The organism is Ideonella sp., from assembly GCF_044358605.1.
Taxonomy (GTDB): Bacteria; Pseudomonadota; Gammaproteobacteria; order Burkholderiales; family Burkholderiaceae_C; genus Ideonella.
The window spans coordinates 60,180-73,336 of sequence record NZ_JBIKNQ010000018.1 but is presented as its reverse complement, the minus strand read 5'-3'; the positions used below and the strand labels follow the sequence as shown (position 1 = coordinate 73,336).

At 64.0% G+C, this 13,157-nt stretch carries 10 protein-coding genes; 8 read left to right on the top strand and 2 right to left on the bottom strand.

Going from position 1 to position 13,157, the window contains the following annotated elements:
- Positions 1–108: 108 nt before the first annotated feature.
- A complete protein-coding gene (locus ACIQ3Q_RS08730; protein WP_396268689.1) occupies positions 109–1,845 on the bottom strand; it encodes a TonB-dependent receptor plug domain-containing protein in 1,737 nt (578 codons plus the stop codon).
- 193 nt (positions 1,846–2,038) lie between these two features.
- On the opposite strand from ACIQ3Q_RS08730, the gene ACIQ3Q_RS08725 reads away from it, so the two are divergent.
- The 7 genes from ACIQ3Q_RS08725 to ACIQ3Q_RS08695 are packed head-to-tail and all read left to right on the top strand — an operon-like array spanning position 2,039 to position 8,736.
- Positions 2,039–3,331, top strand: a complete 1,293-nt coding sequence (locus tag ACIQ3Q_RS08725; protein WP_396268688.1) for a cyanophycinase — start codon at positions 2,039–2,041, stop codon at positions 3,329–3,331.
- Between the two features lie 39 nt (positions 3,332–3,370).
- Complete coding sequence (locus ACIQ3Q_RS08720) at positions 3,371–4,147, top strand: ABC transporter substrate-binding protein (protein ID WP_396268687.1); 777 nt, start codon at positions 3,371–3,373, stop codon at positions 4,145–4,147.
- Between the two features lie 18 nt (positions 4,148–4,165).
- Positions 4,166–4,852 carry an ABC transporter permease gene (locus ACIQ3Q_RS08715; RefSeq protein WP_396268686.1) on the top strand — a complete coding sequence of 229 codons (687 nt, stop codon included), beginning with the start codon at positions 4,166–4,168 and terminating at the stop codon, positions 4,850–4,852.
- Positions 4,852–5,538 (top strand): ABC transporter permease, encoded by a 687-nt coding sequence (locus ACIQ3Q_RS08710; RefSeq protein ID WP_396268685.1) that lies wholly within the window; start codon positions 4,852–4,854, stop codon positions 5,536–5,538. Before ACIQ3Q_RS08715 ends, ACIQ3Q_RS08710 begins: the two co-directional genes overlap by 1 nt.
- 15 nt (positions 5,539–5,553) lie before the next feature.
- On the top strand, positions 5,554–6,672 hold the full coding sequence (locus ACIQ3Q_RS08705) for a succinylglutamate desuccinylase/aspartoacylase family protein (RefSeq protein WP_396268684.1): 1,119 nt from the start codon (positions 5,554–5,556) through the stop codon (positions 6,670–6,672).
- Positions 6,669–7,442, top strand: a complete 774-nt coding sequence (locus ACIQ3Q_RS08700) for an ABC transporter ATP-binding protein (protein ID WP_396268683.1) — start codon at positions 6,669–6,671, stop codon at positions 7,440–7,442. Before ACIQ3Q_RS08705 ends, ACIQ3Q_RS08700 begins: the two co-directional genes overlap by 4 nt.
- 52 nt (positions 7,443–7,494) lie before the next feature.
- Positions 7,495–8,736: a hypothetical protein gene (locus ACIQ3Q_RS08695; RefSeq protein ID WP_396268682.1), complete on the top strand. Its 1,242-nt coding sequence runs from the start codon at positions 7,495–7,497 to the stop codon at positions 8,734–8,736.
- On the opposite strand, the gene ACIQ3Q_RS08690 is transcribed toward ACIQ3Q_RS08695, so the two are convergent.
- Positions 8,714–9,691 carry a ketopantoate reductase family protein gene (locus ACIQ3Q_RS08690; protein ID WP_396268681.1) on the bottom strand — a complete coding sequence of 326 codons (978 nt, stop codon included), beginning with the start codon at positions 9,689–9,691 and terminating at the stop codon, positions 8,714–8,716. The two genes, ACIQ3Q_RS08695 and ACIQ3Q_RS08690, sit on opposite strands and share 23 nt — an antisense overlap.
- Before the next feature lie 110 nt (positions 9,692–9,801).
- Here ACIQ3Q_RS08690 and ACIQ3Q_RS08685 point away from each other — a divergent pair, with 110 nt between their 5' ends.
- Positions 9,802–13,149, top strand: a complete 3,348-nt coding sequence (locus ACIQ3Q_RS08685) for a S41 family peptidase (protein ID WP_396268679.1) — start codon at positions 9,802–9,804, stop codon at positions 13,147–13,149.
- Positions 13,150–13,157: the final 8 nt, after the last annotated feature.

Sequence of the window (13,157 nt, the reverse complement as noted above, 5' to 3'; positions counted from 1 at the left end):
AACAGGCTCTCGGTGAAGGTGTCGGCGCCGCGCATAGGTCTCTCTCAGATCGAGATGCTCACATTGTCCTCGCTGCGCCTCGCTCGACCATCACAACCGGTCGGTATTTCAGCAGCCTGCTAGCTCCTTGCTCAAGGGCGCACTCAACTCTGTCCACACCGCTGAGACATTGCGGCTGCGGCGGAAGTCGGCATCTGGCCCCTGCGAGCTTTCGCCCAAGATCGAATCTGCGGCCAATTCGGGCGACTGGTAATACGCCTGGGACTCGCGGCGCAGTTCGGCCCCCACCGCCAAAGCGAGGTTGCCACCCGACAGCTTCATCAAGTCGCGGCTGCCTTTGACATCCAGGCTGGTCATGGTGCCCGTGGCGCGGCGCACTTCGCCGCGGTATTGGGCGGCCTCCCAGGCCGTCAGGCCCGCCGGACTGGAGGGCCCGAACAAATTAATGGCGCCACTGTCGATGCCTTCCACCACCTTCGACTCAATCAGATAGCCTTGGTGGTCCCGGTCCGACACTTTGTTGACGCTGCGATTGAGGCCAAGTTCGTAGTCCCATTGCGCCAAAGTGCCACTGGCCCCGAGCACCATGCGCTGCCCATTCGAGACCAACTCGCTGGTCCGCTTGCCGGCTTCGGTCAGGCGGGCGCGGACTGTCACGAAATTGGCGGTGTCGTCCTCTGCCAAGAGGCTGTCCAGCCCGGTGTCTGCCAGGCCAGGAATCTTGCGATAGTCGATCTCGAAATTGGCCCGGTTGGGTGTGCCCACGTAAAAGGAGTTCGAGCGCGTCAGGGCGAGTTCGGCGAAGACCTGATGCCCGCCACCCACATCGAGCACCCCGCGTCCGAACAAGCTGGCCTTTTGGGTCTTGGGATAAAGCTCCAACTCGCGCATGTAGTCATAGGTACAGGCTTGCGGCCCGGCAATGCCATCCTTCAGGGGTAGGCTGAAGGGGGGGTTGCAGGCGGCGCCTTGCAGATTGATGGTGCGCTCAGAGATCAGCTCACCGTTGACCTGAAACCCCTGGCTTTCCAAGTGGTCGAACTGCAGGCCCGACAGTCTTAGATTGGCCGGAAACGGCACCCCCGACAGAAGGTGAGGGAGACGCTCGGGAATCTTCAAATCACTGATGAACTTGCGCTGCGAGGTGTCCAGCCGACTGGTGCTTTGCAGGTCCAACACACCAAACACATTGAAGCCGTCTTTGCTGAAATCACCCCAACCGCCGGCCAACGACGCGCTGCGCTTGCCCGCACCGCCTTCTTGGGTGTTGCCGATCAAGGCGCTGACCTCCACGCCCTGATAGTCGCGGCGGGTGATGAAGTTAATCACGCCGCCAATGGCATCACTGCCGTACAGGGCCGAGGCCCCATCGAGCAAGATCTCGACACGCTGGATGGCGGCGGCGGGAATGTTGTTCAAGTCCACGCCGACGCTGTCGCCCGGAGAGGCAAAGTTGGCCAAGCGGCGGCCGTTCAGCAGCACCAAGGTGGAGCTGACACCCATGCCGCGCAGGTTGGCGCCATTGAAGCCCATTTGGTCGCGAAAGCCGCCGGTGCCGATACTGACGCCGTCGGTCAGATTGTTGGCGCTGGCGCTGATGCGCGACAAAATTTCTGAAGCGGTGGTCAGCCCCGCCTTGTTGATCTCTTCGCGCGTGATCACCTGCACCGGCAAAGCGCTTTCGCCGTCAATGCGTTTGATGGCCGAGCCCGTGACCTCGACGCGCTGCGTGGGGGCGGTGTCTTGGGCCAACGCGGCCAGGGGCAGGCTGCTGGCCAGGGCCAGCAAGCTGGCGCGAGTAGTAACGCTCAGTATGAAGGGTCTAAATGCGGTGCGCGCTGCCATGGGCTTTCTCCAAGGGTGTGGACGGGGCATGAATGACGATGGAGTGTCCCTAGCTTGTCAGGAATACTGGCCCGCACGCTCAGGATCGTCATGCTTCGATGGTAAAACCAGAACTCCTTAATCAGCCTGACGACGGCAAGCGTGTTGCTTTTGGGCTGAGGTGCACAACGAGAATTGACAGGGGTGGTTGATCATGTGGGAGATGAGCAAGGTGCGGCGGCGCGGCCTGATGGGGTGGTTGATCGCGTCGTTATGGGTTTCGACGGCCTTGGCTCAGCAGCCTGCCGCCGGCCCGAGCAGCAAGTCGGCGCCACCGCAAGGCTATGCAGTCATCATTGGCGGCGCGCTGAAGGCCGACAACGAAGATGTTTGGGCGCGCATGGTGGAGCTGTCGGGCGGCAAGGGCGCGCGATGGGTCGTGTTTGGCACGGCATCGGGCAACCCCGACCAAACCGCGCGCCGGGCGGCCGATATGCTGACCAAGCGTGGGGCGGTGGCCGAGTCTCTGCCGGTGGCGCCACAACTTAAGTGGGTCGATTTGGACAAAGCAGTGAGCGACCCGGCACTGCTGGAGACGGTCAGCAGCGCCACCGGCGTGTTCTTCACGGGCGGTGCCCAGGAGCGCATCGTTGACACCTTTGCCCCCGGTGGCCGCACCACCCCCATGCTGGAAGCCATTTGGGGCGTCTATCGGCGTGGCGGCGTGGTGGCGGGCACCTCCGCAGGCGCGGCCGTCATGTCCACCGTGATGTTCCGCGACGCACTCTCCGTGTTGGCCGTGATGAAGGGTCAGTTGCGCGACGGCAAAGAGGTGGACCGCGGCCTGGGCTTTGTCGGCCCTAACTTGTTTGTGGACCAGCACTTTCTCAAGCGCGGCCGCTTTGGTCGGATGATCCCGCTGATGCTGGCCAAGGGCTATAAATTGGGACTAGGCATAGATGAGAACTCCGCGGCGATCGTACAGGGCGACATGATCGAAATCATCGGCGCCAAGGGGGCGCTGCTGGTCGATTTGAACGATGTGCAGACCAACCCGGCCGTGGGGGCGCTCAATGCCACCGGCATTCGGCTCAGCTACCTGGACCGAGGCGACCGCTACGACCTGGGCTTGCGCAAAGTCTTGCCCTCGGCCCGCAAGCTGCGGGGCAATAAGCTGGACCCGAGTGCCGCGAACTACAAGCCGGACTTCACCAACGACCCCTACTACACCGACATGCTGGGCGACACCACCATCAGCAATGCCATGGGCGTGTTGATGGACAGCACCCAGAAGGAAGCGCGCGGCATGGCCTTTGACCCCAAGGCCCAGCCCTCAGACGCCACGGCCGACCTCGGGTTTTCCTTCAGGCTCTACAAAGGAAAAGACAGCATCGGCTGGTACTCTGACGAATTGGGTGCCGATGAATACACCGTCTCCAATGTCTATCTCGACATCCAGCCGGTGCGCATGAGCCGCCCCCTGTTCACCCCCTGGTCTGGCCGCTAACGCCCTGCGCAATGCCTGCCTCTTGAAGGAGCTTTTCCCATGCAAAGACGTCACCTCCTCACTGCCCTGACCCTGGCCTGTGCCGCGCTTGGCGCGCAGGCCCAAGCCCCGGATTGGAAGAAAGTTCGCATCGGCGTGGAAGGCGCCTATCCCCCGTTCTCGGAGGTGGGCACGGACGGCAAGCTCAAGGGCTTTGACATCGACATGGCCATGGCGCTGTGCGCCGAGATGAAGGCCGAGTGCACCTTGGTGCAGCAAGAGTGGGACGGCATGATCCCGGCGCTGCAGGCGCGTAAGTTCGACGCCATCATTGCCTCGATGGCCATCACCCCCGAGCGCCAGAAACAGGTCAACTTCACTGACAAGTACTACAACACCCCGCCGGCTTTCTTTGGCAAGGGCGGCGCGCGGGACATCAGCCCGGCTGCGCTGAAGGGTAAGAAGATCGGCGTGCAGCGCGCGACCAGCCATGACCGCTATGCCGCCGCCTATTACAAAGACAGTGAGATCGTGCGCTATGCCAAGCAAGACGAGGTCTTTCTCGACTTGGCGGCGGGGCGCATCGATGTGGCCTTGTGCGACCAGGTCGCCGGCACGGGCGGCTTTTTGAACAAGCCTGCGGGCAAGGGCTTTGGTGTTTTGGGCCAGCCCAAGGATGACCCGGCCATCTTCGGCTCAGGCTCAGGCATCGCCGTGCGCAAGGCTGACACCGCCTTGCAGCAAAAGTTCAACGCCGCCATTGCGGCGGTGCGGGCCAACGGCACGTATAAGAAGATCCAAGACAAGTACTTCGACTTCGACATCTACGGCAAGTAAGCGGCGGGGTCGGGGACCATGTTGCACGGCTATGGCGCCAGCCTTTTGGAGGGCGCGCTGCTGACGCTGGCGGTGGCACTGGGCGCCTTGGCGGTGGCCTTTGTGCTGGGCTTGATGGGGGCGGTGGCCAAGCTGTCGCGCTGGCGCAGCTTTCGGGCTCTGGCCGAGACCTACACCACCTTGATCCGTGCGGTACCCGACCTGGTGATGATGCTGCTGGTGTTCTATGGCGGGCAGATGGCCGTCAACAAGCTCGGTGAGCGGCTCGGCTGGGACTATGTAGACATCAACCCCTTTGTCGCGGGCGTGCTGACCATCGGCTTCATCTTTGGGGCTTACCTCACCGAGGTGCTGCGCGGCGCTTTCTTGGCCGTGCCGCCGGGCCAGCGCGAGGCCGCCCTGGCCTTTGGCATGCGGCCCGGGCAGGTGTTGTGGCGCATCGTCGGGCCGCAAATGCTGCGCCATGCACTGCCCGCGCTCTCTAACACCTGGCTGGTGATGATCAAGAGCACGGCGATTGTGTCGGTGATCGGCCTGTCAGACCTGATGAGCCGCGCTGGCCAAGCGGCGGGGGCCACGCGTGAGCCCTTTTTGTTTTATCTGGCGGCAGGCGGCATGTATTTGCTCTTCACCACGCTGTCGGAATGGGGCTTTGCCTGGGCGCAGCGGCGCTTGGACGTGGGCGAGCGGCAGGTGGCGCTGTGATGGAGTGGGGTGTTGTTCAAGACAGCCTGCCCCAGTACGTGTCGGGGGCGCTGGTCACGCTGCAGTTGTTGCTGCTGGCCTGTGGCCTGGGCTTGGCCGCCGCGCTGCCACTGGCCATGTTGCGCAGCCTGCCGTCGCCTTGGGTGCACAAGCCGGTGTGGCTGTTCACTTATGTGATCCGTGGCACGCCCATGCTGGTGCAGCTCTTCTTGCTGTACTACGGCCTGGCGCAGTTCGAGGCGGTGCGCGCCAGCGTGTTCTGGCCCTGGCTCAGTTCGGCCTGGTTTTGTGCCGTCTTGGCCTTTGCAGTGAACACCTGCGCCTACACCACCGAGATCCTGCATGGCGCCATGAAGGCTGTGCCCGCGGGCGAGATCGAAGCCGCCAAAGCCTTGGGCATGAGCCGCTGGGTGATGCTGCGCCGCATCGTGCTGCCCTCGGCGTTTCGGCGGGCGCTGCCAGCCTATGGCAACGAGGTGGTGCTGATGCTGCATGGCACCTCGCTGGCCAGCGTGGTCACCTTGTACGACCTTACCGGGGCGGCGCGCGAGTTGAACTCGGTGCACTACCTGCCTTTTGAGGCCTTCATCACGGCGGCTGTGTTCTATGCCGTGATCACCGCCGTGCTGGTGGCCCTGTTCCGTGCGGCGGAGCGCCGCTGGTTGCAGCCCATGCTGCCCCGCTGATTTCTTGTTGAGCCCATGAAAACCGTTCACCACCCCCTGATCCAAGACACGCCGGGCGACCAACTCCAGCTCGTCAGCCTGCACTTTGGTGAGCCTGGCCGTGGCCCCAAAGTGGCCATCCAGGCCTCTTTGCATGCAGACGAAGTGCCGGGCATGTTGGTGGCCCACCACCTGCGCCAGCGCCTCACTGAGCTGGAAGCCCAAGGCCAACTCTTGGGCGAAGTGGTGTTGGTGCCCATGGCCAACCCTTTAGGCCTGCGGCAATGGGGCTTGCTCGGCTTTCAGGGCCGCTTCGACATGAACTCGGGCGAGAACTTCAACCGCCGCTATGCCGACCTCTGCGCACCCGTGGTGGCGGCTGTGCGCGACAAAGTCGGTGCCGACCCGCAGGCCAACGTGGCCCTGGTGCGCCAGGCCTTGCGCGAGGCCGTACAGGCGCTGCAACCCGGCACTGCGCTGGAGCATCTGCGCCAGACCTTGCTGGGCCTGGCCATTGACGCCGACGCGGTGTTGGACTTGCACTGCGACGGCGTGGCCGTGATGCACCTCTACACCACGCCCGCCACATGGCCGCAGGCCGAAGTGCTGGCACGCTGCATTGGTGCCCGTGTGGCGCTGTTGGCCGGGCACTCTGGCGGTGAGCCTTTTGACGAAGCCTGCTCGCAGGTGTGGGTCGATATCGCCGAGGCTTTGGGGCCTGAGGTGCCGATGCCGCCCTCGTGCATGGCCGCCACCATTGAGCTGCGCGGCGAGATGGATGTGCGCCATGAGCTGGCCCGTGAAGATGCCGAGGGCATTCTGCGCTTTTTAAGGGCGCGCGGCGTTTTGCAGGCCGATGCACAGCCCTTGCCCGAACTGCTGTGCGAGCCCACTCCGCTGGCCGGCTCCATCCCCATGGTGGCGCCGCACGGTGGCATGGTGGTGGCGCGGCGCGAGGTCGGCTGCCAGGTGCAACAAGGCGAGCCGTTGATCGATGTGATCGACCCGCTGAGCGGCCAGGTCAGCACGCTGTGCGCGCCCGTAGAGGGCCTGTTCTTTGCCCATGACTGCAAGCGCTTTGCCTACAAAGGCATGGCCTTGGGCAAGGTGGCCGGCCGTGAGGCCCAACGCAGCGGCTCGCTGCTGTCGGTATGAGCCAAGGTGCCACGCTGCAGGTCGAGAACCTGCACAAGAAATTTGGTGACCGCGAGGTGTTGCGGGGCGTCAGCCTCACGGCGCGTCCTGGCGACGTGGTGGCCCTGATTGGCTCCAGTGGCTCGGGCAAGAGCACTTTGCTGCGCTGCTTGAACCTGTTGGAGCAACCGCATGAAGGCCGCTTCAGCCTTGGCGACGACACCCTGCAATTGGTGCGCGACCGCGACGGCAGCTTGCGGGCCCAAGATGCCGCCCAATTGCAGCGCTGGCGCACGCGCCTGGCCTTTGTGTTTCAGAGCTTCAATCTGTGGCAGCACCGCACCGCGCTCGAAAACGTCACCGAGGCGCCCATCCATGTCTTGGGCCGCCCCAAGGACGAGGCCATCGCGCGCGCCGAGCAATTGCTGGCGCGGGTGGGCTTGAGCCATCGCCAGCATGTCTACCCGGCCCAGTTGTCTGGCGGCGAGCAGCAGCGCGTGGCCATTGCCCGCGCCCTGGCCATGGACCCCGAGGTGATGCTGTTTGATGAGCCCACCTCGGCGCTCGACCCTGAGTTGGTGGGCGAGGTCTTGCGCGTGATGCGCGAGCTGGCCCAAGAGGGCCGCACCATGTTGGTCGTCACCCACGAGATGGAGTTTGCCCGCGAAGTGGCCAGCCATGCCATCTTCTTGCACCAAGGGCTGGTTGAAGAGCAAGGGCCGCCCAAAGAGGTCTTGGTCCGCCCGCGCAGTGAGCGTTTGGCGCAGTTTTTGTCGGGTGGCCTGAAGTAGTTGCGGGTTTTCATTGGCTTGCGGGCTGGGGCCGGCCCCGAATAATGACGGCATGTCCATCCATGCCTTTGCACCCCGTCCGCGTCGCGCCGCTCAAGGCGTCTGGCTGCCTGCGGCGTGCTTGGGGCTGGATGGGTCCGCAGCCCAAGCGGTGCTCGCAGACTGGCTGCAAGCTTGGGGGCTCTCAGTCCCACTGAGCCTGCAGGCGGGCACGCAGGCCGGCGAGATCGGCTGGTGGGTGGGCTTGGCGCCACAGGTCGCCGACACCTGGATGCCCCACTTCGACACCCTCCATTTGGCGCAGGTGGTGGAGGCCACTTTGAAGGCCCCGCCCGAGCACGCCTTGGCCTGCGAAACCTTGCTGGCCATGTTGGGGTCTCCGCTGGGCTATCCCTTCAGCAGCTTTGAGGCCTGGGCCTCGGCCGTGCGGGTCCGCTGCCATATTGCGCAAGCCGCCCAGCGCACGGCGCTGGCGTTCAAGACGCAAGCGGCAGAGCGGCCGGAGGCCTTTTGGCGGTATGACGAAGACCACGGCTTTGTCTTGCAAGCCGGGGCCAACTTGGTGGACGCCTTGGTGGCGGCCACCCAGCCCGAGGCCACGGGCCGTCTCTATGATTTCTCCTGCTATCGGGCCACGGAATATGTGATCTTGCTGGGCGTGGTGCGCGAACTCGCCGCTCACCATCCCGCTTTATTGGCGCAGTTGCAGCAGGTCAATGAGTTTCACGCCATCCGCTCGGGGCTGTTTCATGACACCTCCTTGGTCGAGCATGGCGAGCATGCGGCGCCCTTGCCGCCCAAGTTCTACGTGCCCGGCGACCGCGTGTGGTTTCGCAACCCAGACATCGTGTCGTCCGACATCACCGGCTATGAAGGCTCTTGGGTGATCTATATGGGCGGAGGGTTGTTCAGCAACTTTTGGCGCCGCGATGCCCCCTTCACCCTTGATGCCAAGTGTGTGGAGATCTTCCATTGGCGCCATGCGCTGGCGCTGGATGAGGATGGCGACTTGTGCATCGATGAAGGCCTGGTGGCGCGGCATGTGGCCGACACCGTGGCCGACCCGCAGCGCTTGCACCAGGTGCTGGGCCGCATGATGCGACACCGGGATGGCAAGGGCATCTATGCCGAGGGTGGTTGCATTGACACCACCCGTGAGCACCCTCGCTGCGTGGCGCAAGCTCAGACCTCGCTGCCCCAAACCTTGGCCACTTTGATGCAGGGCTGGCAAGCGGCGGCTACCGAGCCTGTGCTGGTGGCCGAGGCTCCACTCACCCAGCAGTGCCCGCCTTGAGCGCTTGCGGGCGCCAGCCCGAGGTCTCTGCCAGCTTCACCAAGGCCCACACGGCCTGATTCATGGGCGTGGCCACGCCCAAGGCCGCACCGCGCCGCGCGACAAAGCCGTTGAGGTGATCAATCTCGGTGGGTTTGCCGCGTGCCAAGTCTTGGGCGGTGGACGAGCGCTGCGTGGCCATGCTCACCGCAATCTGCGCGGTGGCGGCCCACATGGCTTGCGCATCCAGCGCCAGGCCCTCGGCCTGGGCCACGGCCAAGACTTCATTCACGATGGCTTGCTGAAAGGCCTGCAAGCCGGGCTGCTGGGCCATCACGCCATAAGGCTGTTGGGTCAGGGCGGAGATGGCGTTGTAGGCGCAGTTGATCAGCAGTTTCTGCCACAGCGCCTCCATGACTTGGTTGGAGATGCTGACGCCGATCTGGGCGGGTGCAAAGTGCGCCACCACGGCCGCCAAGCGCTGCATCAATGCTGGGTCTTGGGCTTGGGCAGCAGTGCGCGGGCCGATCACCAACTCACCCCGGCCATGGTGCGTCACGTGGCCCGGCGCCGTCATCCCCGTGGCCACATACACCACGGTGGGGATGACGGGGGCTGCCAGGTGGCTGGCCAAGGTGGCCGCGTTCTCGACACCGTTTTGCAGGCTGAGCACCAAAGCGTCTGGGCGCAGCAGCGGCGCCATGTCGGCTGCCACGCTGGCGGTGTCGGTGGACTTGACGCACACCAAGACTAAGTCTGCGCTGCGCAGCGGCTCCAGCGAGGTGGTGGCTTGCACGTCAATGGCGTGCTGCTGACCGGCCATGTTCAGCAGCAGGCCCTGGCGCTGGATAGCGGCCACATGGGCCTCGCGGGCAATCAGCGTCACGCGCTGCCCGGCGCGGGCCAGCATGGCACCATAAAAACTACCGACTGCGCCAGCGCCCACCACCACCGTGGATGAAAACAAGTTCTGCATGCTGCAAGCATAACAAGGGGGGCATCAAGTGTGGGGGGCGCCCGTGAACCCGGGCGCTTGGGCCGCCGCGCCAGCGCAGAATCGCGCATCTGTTTTGATAGGCACGACCTATGACCATTCGATCCACCGTGCTGGCCCTGATGCTGGCGACTTCCGCAGGGGCCACGCTGGCCGCCACGCCAGCGGCCTCGTTAGGCCCGCTGCAGCAGCCACTGTGGCTGCGCAACCCCGCTATTTCGCCGGACGGCAGCCAGATCGCCTTTGGCTTTCAGGGCCATTTGTTTGTGGTGCCCACGCAAGGCGGGGCCGCCCGCGTGCTGGTGGCCAACAGCCACCACAACACGCAACCGGTGTGGTCCCCGGATGGACAGCACATTGCCTATGCGTCGGATGCGCATGGCAGCTTTGATGTGATGCTGGTGTCGGCCCAAGGCGGGCCTTCGCGCCGCCTCACGCACCACTCTGCGTCCGAGTTGCCGGCCAGCTTCACGCCCGATGGCCGGCATGTGCTGTTCAGCGCCGCGCGGGCTGACAACGTGCGCAATGTGCAGTTCCCCAGCCGAGCGGTGACGGAGTTGTACAAGGTGTCTGTCGAGGGCGGCCGCCGCCCCGAGCAGGTGCTGACCACCCCGGCGCTGGCCGCGCAGCTCAATGCGGCGGGCACGCAGCTGCTCTATGAGGACTGGAAGGGCTATGAGGACGATTTGCGCAAGCATCATGTCTCGCCCGTGGCCCGCGATGTCTGGCGTTATGACCTGAAGACCGGTCAGCACCAGCAGCTCACGCGCTTTGGGGGTGAAGACCGCAACCCCGTGTGGTCGCCCGATGAACAAACCGTTTACTTCCTGAGCGAGAAGAGCGGCTCCTTCAACGTTTGGAAAATGCCGGTTTCGCAGCCCGACGCGGCGGTGCAGGTGACCCAGTTCAGCAAGAACCCCGTGCGGTCTTTGAGCATCGCCCGCAATGGCACGCTGAGCTTCTGGTTTGACGGTGAGATCTATACCCTGGCGCCGGGGGCGGCCAAGCCCACCAAGCTGGCCCTCAGCATTGCCGTGGACACCCAAGCCCGCGCCAAAGAGGCGATGACCTTGCGCCACGGTGCGACGGAAGTGGCCTTGAGCCCCGACGGCCAAGAGATGGCCTTTGTGGTGCGGGGCGAGGTGTTTGTGGCCTCCACCGAGTTTGGCGATACCCGACGCATCACCGACACCGCCGGGCAAGAGCGCTCGGTCAGTTTCAGCCCGGATGGCCGACGCCTGATTTATGCGGCGGAGCGTGGTGGGGTGTGGGGCCTGATGGAGACAACCTTGGTGGGCAACAAGAAGGACGTCCCTTACTTTTTCAGTGCCACCCAGTTCAAGAGCCGCACCGTGCTGAGCAACGCGCAAGACAACTTCCAGCCGCGTTATTCCCCCGACGGCAAGGAGGTGGCCTACCTGGAGAACCGCAACACTTTGAAGGTGTTGAACTTGGCCAGTGGCCAGTCGCGCGTGGTCATGCCGGGCAGCGCCACCTACTCTTATGCCGACGGTGACCAATGGTTTGACTGGTCCCCTGACGGGCGCCATTTGTTGGTGAATTTTGTCGACCGAAATCGTTGGAGCATGGAGGTGGGTTTGGTGGATGCCCAAGGCAAGGGCGCGATGCTGAACCTGACCCAAAGCGGCTATGAGGACGTGCGGCCGATCTGGGCCATGGCCGGGCAGATGATGATCTGGGCCAGCGACCGCATGGGCTTCCATGCCACGGGCGGCGCGGCCGAGCATGACATCTATGCCCTGTTCTTCACCAAGGCGGCACAAGACCGATTCAAGCTCGACAAGACCGACTTTGCCTTGTTGAAGAAACGCGAGGACGAGCAAGACAAGGCCGACGCCGACAAGAAAGACAAAGCAGACGCCAAGCCCAGCAAGGCCAAGAAAGGCGAAGATAAAGCGGGCGCCGCTGCTGACTCCGACGAGATCAAGCTGCCCGCAGCGCTGAACATTGAGCGCGAGCGGATTGAAGAACGCACCGCACGCCTCACCACCCACTCTGCCGTGGTGCGCGATGCGGCCATGAGCAAGGATGGTGAGACCCTGCTGACTTTGCAGCAGGCGGCCGACGGTGTGGAGCTGTGGCTGCACAAGCCGCGCGCCAAAGAAAGCCGCAAGCTCAGCAGCTTTGCCGGTGGCCCCAATCCAGAGGCCCCGACCCTGCTGGTCTTGGATGCCAGCACCGAGAACGGCGTGGTGTTGTCGGGCGGCGTGATCCACAAGTTCAAAGTGCCCAAGGACGAAGGCGAGTTCAAGGCTGAGCCGCTGAAGTGGGCGGCCTCGCTCAACCTCGACCGGGCCGCAGAGCGGGCTGAGATGTTTGAGCATGTGTGGCGCCAAACCAAGGCCAAGCTGTATGTGGAAGACATGAATGGCGTGGACTGGGAGGGCTACAAAAAGATCTATGCCCGCCAACTGCCTTACGTCAACAACAACCACGACTTTGCCGACCTCTTGAGTGAGATGCTGGGTGAGTTGAACGTCTCGCACACCGGGGCCAGCTTCCGCGTTAACCGCAGGCCGGCGGACACCACGGCTGAGTTGGGCGCCTTCTTCGACGAGACGCATCGCGGCCCCGGCCTGAAGATCGCTGAGATCTTGGACGGCGGGCCTCTGGCGCAAGCCAGCCTGGGCCTGAAGCCTGGCATGGTGATCGAGCAGATCGACGGCGTGCTGATTGCGGCGGGTGCTGAGGTAGACAGCCTGCTGACGCAAAAAATTGGCCAACGCATGCGCCTGACGGTGCGCGACCCGGCCACGGGCAAGGCCACCGAGCACAGCGTCAAGCCCATCCATCCGGGCGAGCAAGAAGAGCTGCTGTATCGCCGCTGGGTGCGCCAGCAGCGCGAGACGGTGGACAAGCTCTCAGGCGGACGCTTGGGCTATGTGCATGTGCGCGGCATGGACGACGAGAGTTACCGCGATGTGTTTTCTGAGGTCATGGGCCGCCACAGCGGCAAGCAGGCGCTGATTGTCGACACCCGCTTTAACGGTGGCGGCAACCTGACCATGGATCTGGTGACCTTGCTCTCAGGGCGCAAGCACCTGGAGTTCTTGCCGCGCGGCCAAAGCCTGGGCTGGGAGCCTGCGGGCAAGTGGCACAAGCCCTCGCTGGTGTTGATGAGCGAGAGCAATTACTCAGACGCGCACCTCTTCCCCTGGACCTATCGCCACTACGGCCTGGGCAAGCTGGTGGGCATGCCGGTGGCGGGCACGGGCACGGCCGTGTGGTGGGAGACCTTGCAAGACCCCAGCTTGGTCTTTGGCATCCCGCAAGTGGGCTTCCGCGACCAAAAGGGCGAGTTCATGGAAAACGCCCTGGTCGAGCCCGATGTGCGCGTGGCCAACGACCCGGCGCTGCTGGCGCAAGGCCGCGATCAGCAGTTGGAAGCCGCTGTGAAGGAGCTGCTGAAGGCGCCTTGACTTCCAAG

Coding starts and splice junctions, on each gene's coding strand:
- ACIQ3Q_RS08730 (WP_396268689.1), bottom strand. CDS start 1,845: ATGGCAGCGCGCACCGCATTTAGACCCTTCATACTGAGCGTTACTACT.
- ACIQ3Q_RS08725 (WP_396268688.1), top strand. CDS start 2,039: ATGTGGGAGATGAGCAAGGTGCGGCGGCGCGGCCTGATGGGGTGGTTG.
- ACIQ3Q_RS08690 (WP_396268681.1), bottom strand. CDS start 9,691: ATGCAGAACTTGTTTTCATCCACGGTGGTGGTGGGCGCTGGCGCAGTC.
- ACIQ3Q_RS08715 (WP_396268686.1), top strand. CDS start 4,166: ATGTTGCACGGCTATGGCGCCAGCCTTTTGGAGGGCGCGCTGCTGACG.
- ACIQ3Q_RS08720 (WP_396268687.1), top strand. CDS start 3,371: ATGCAAAGACGTCACCTCCTCACTGCCCTGACCCTGGCCTGTGCCGCG.
- ACIQ3Q_RS08710 (WP_396268685.1), top strand. CDS start 4,852: ATGGAGTGGGGTGTTGTTCAAGACAGCCTGCCCCAGTACGTGTCGGGG.
- ACIQ3Q_RS08695 (WP_396268682.1), top strand. CDS start 7,495: ATGTCCATCCATGCCTTTGCACCCCGTCCGCGTCGCGCCGCTCAAGGC.
- ACIQ3Q_RS08705 (WP_396268684.1), top strand. CDS start 5,554: ATGAAAACCGTTCACCACCCCCTGATCCAAGACACGCCGGGCGACCAA.
- ACIQ3Q_RS08685 (WP_396268679.1), top strand. CDS start 9,802: ATGACCATTCGATCCACCGTGCTGGCCCTGATGCTGGCGACTTCCGCA.
- ACIQ3Q_RS08700 (WP_396268683.1), top strand. CDS start 6,669: ATGAGCCAAGGTGCCACGCTGCAGGTCGAGAACCTGCACAAGAAATTT.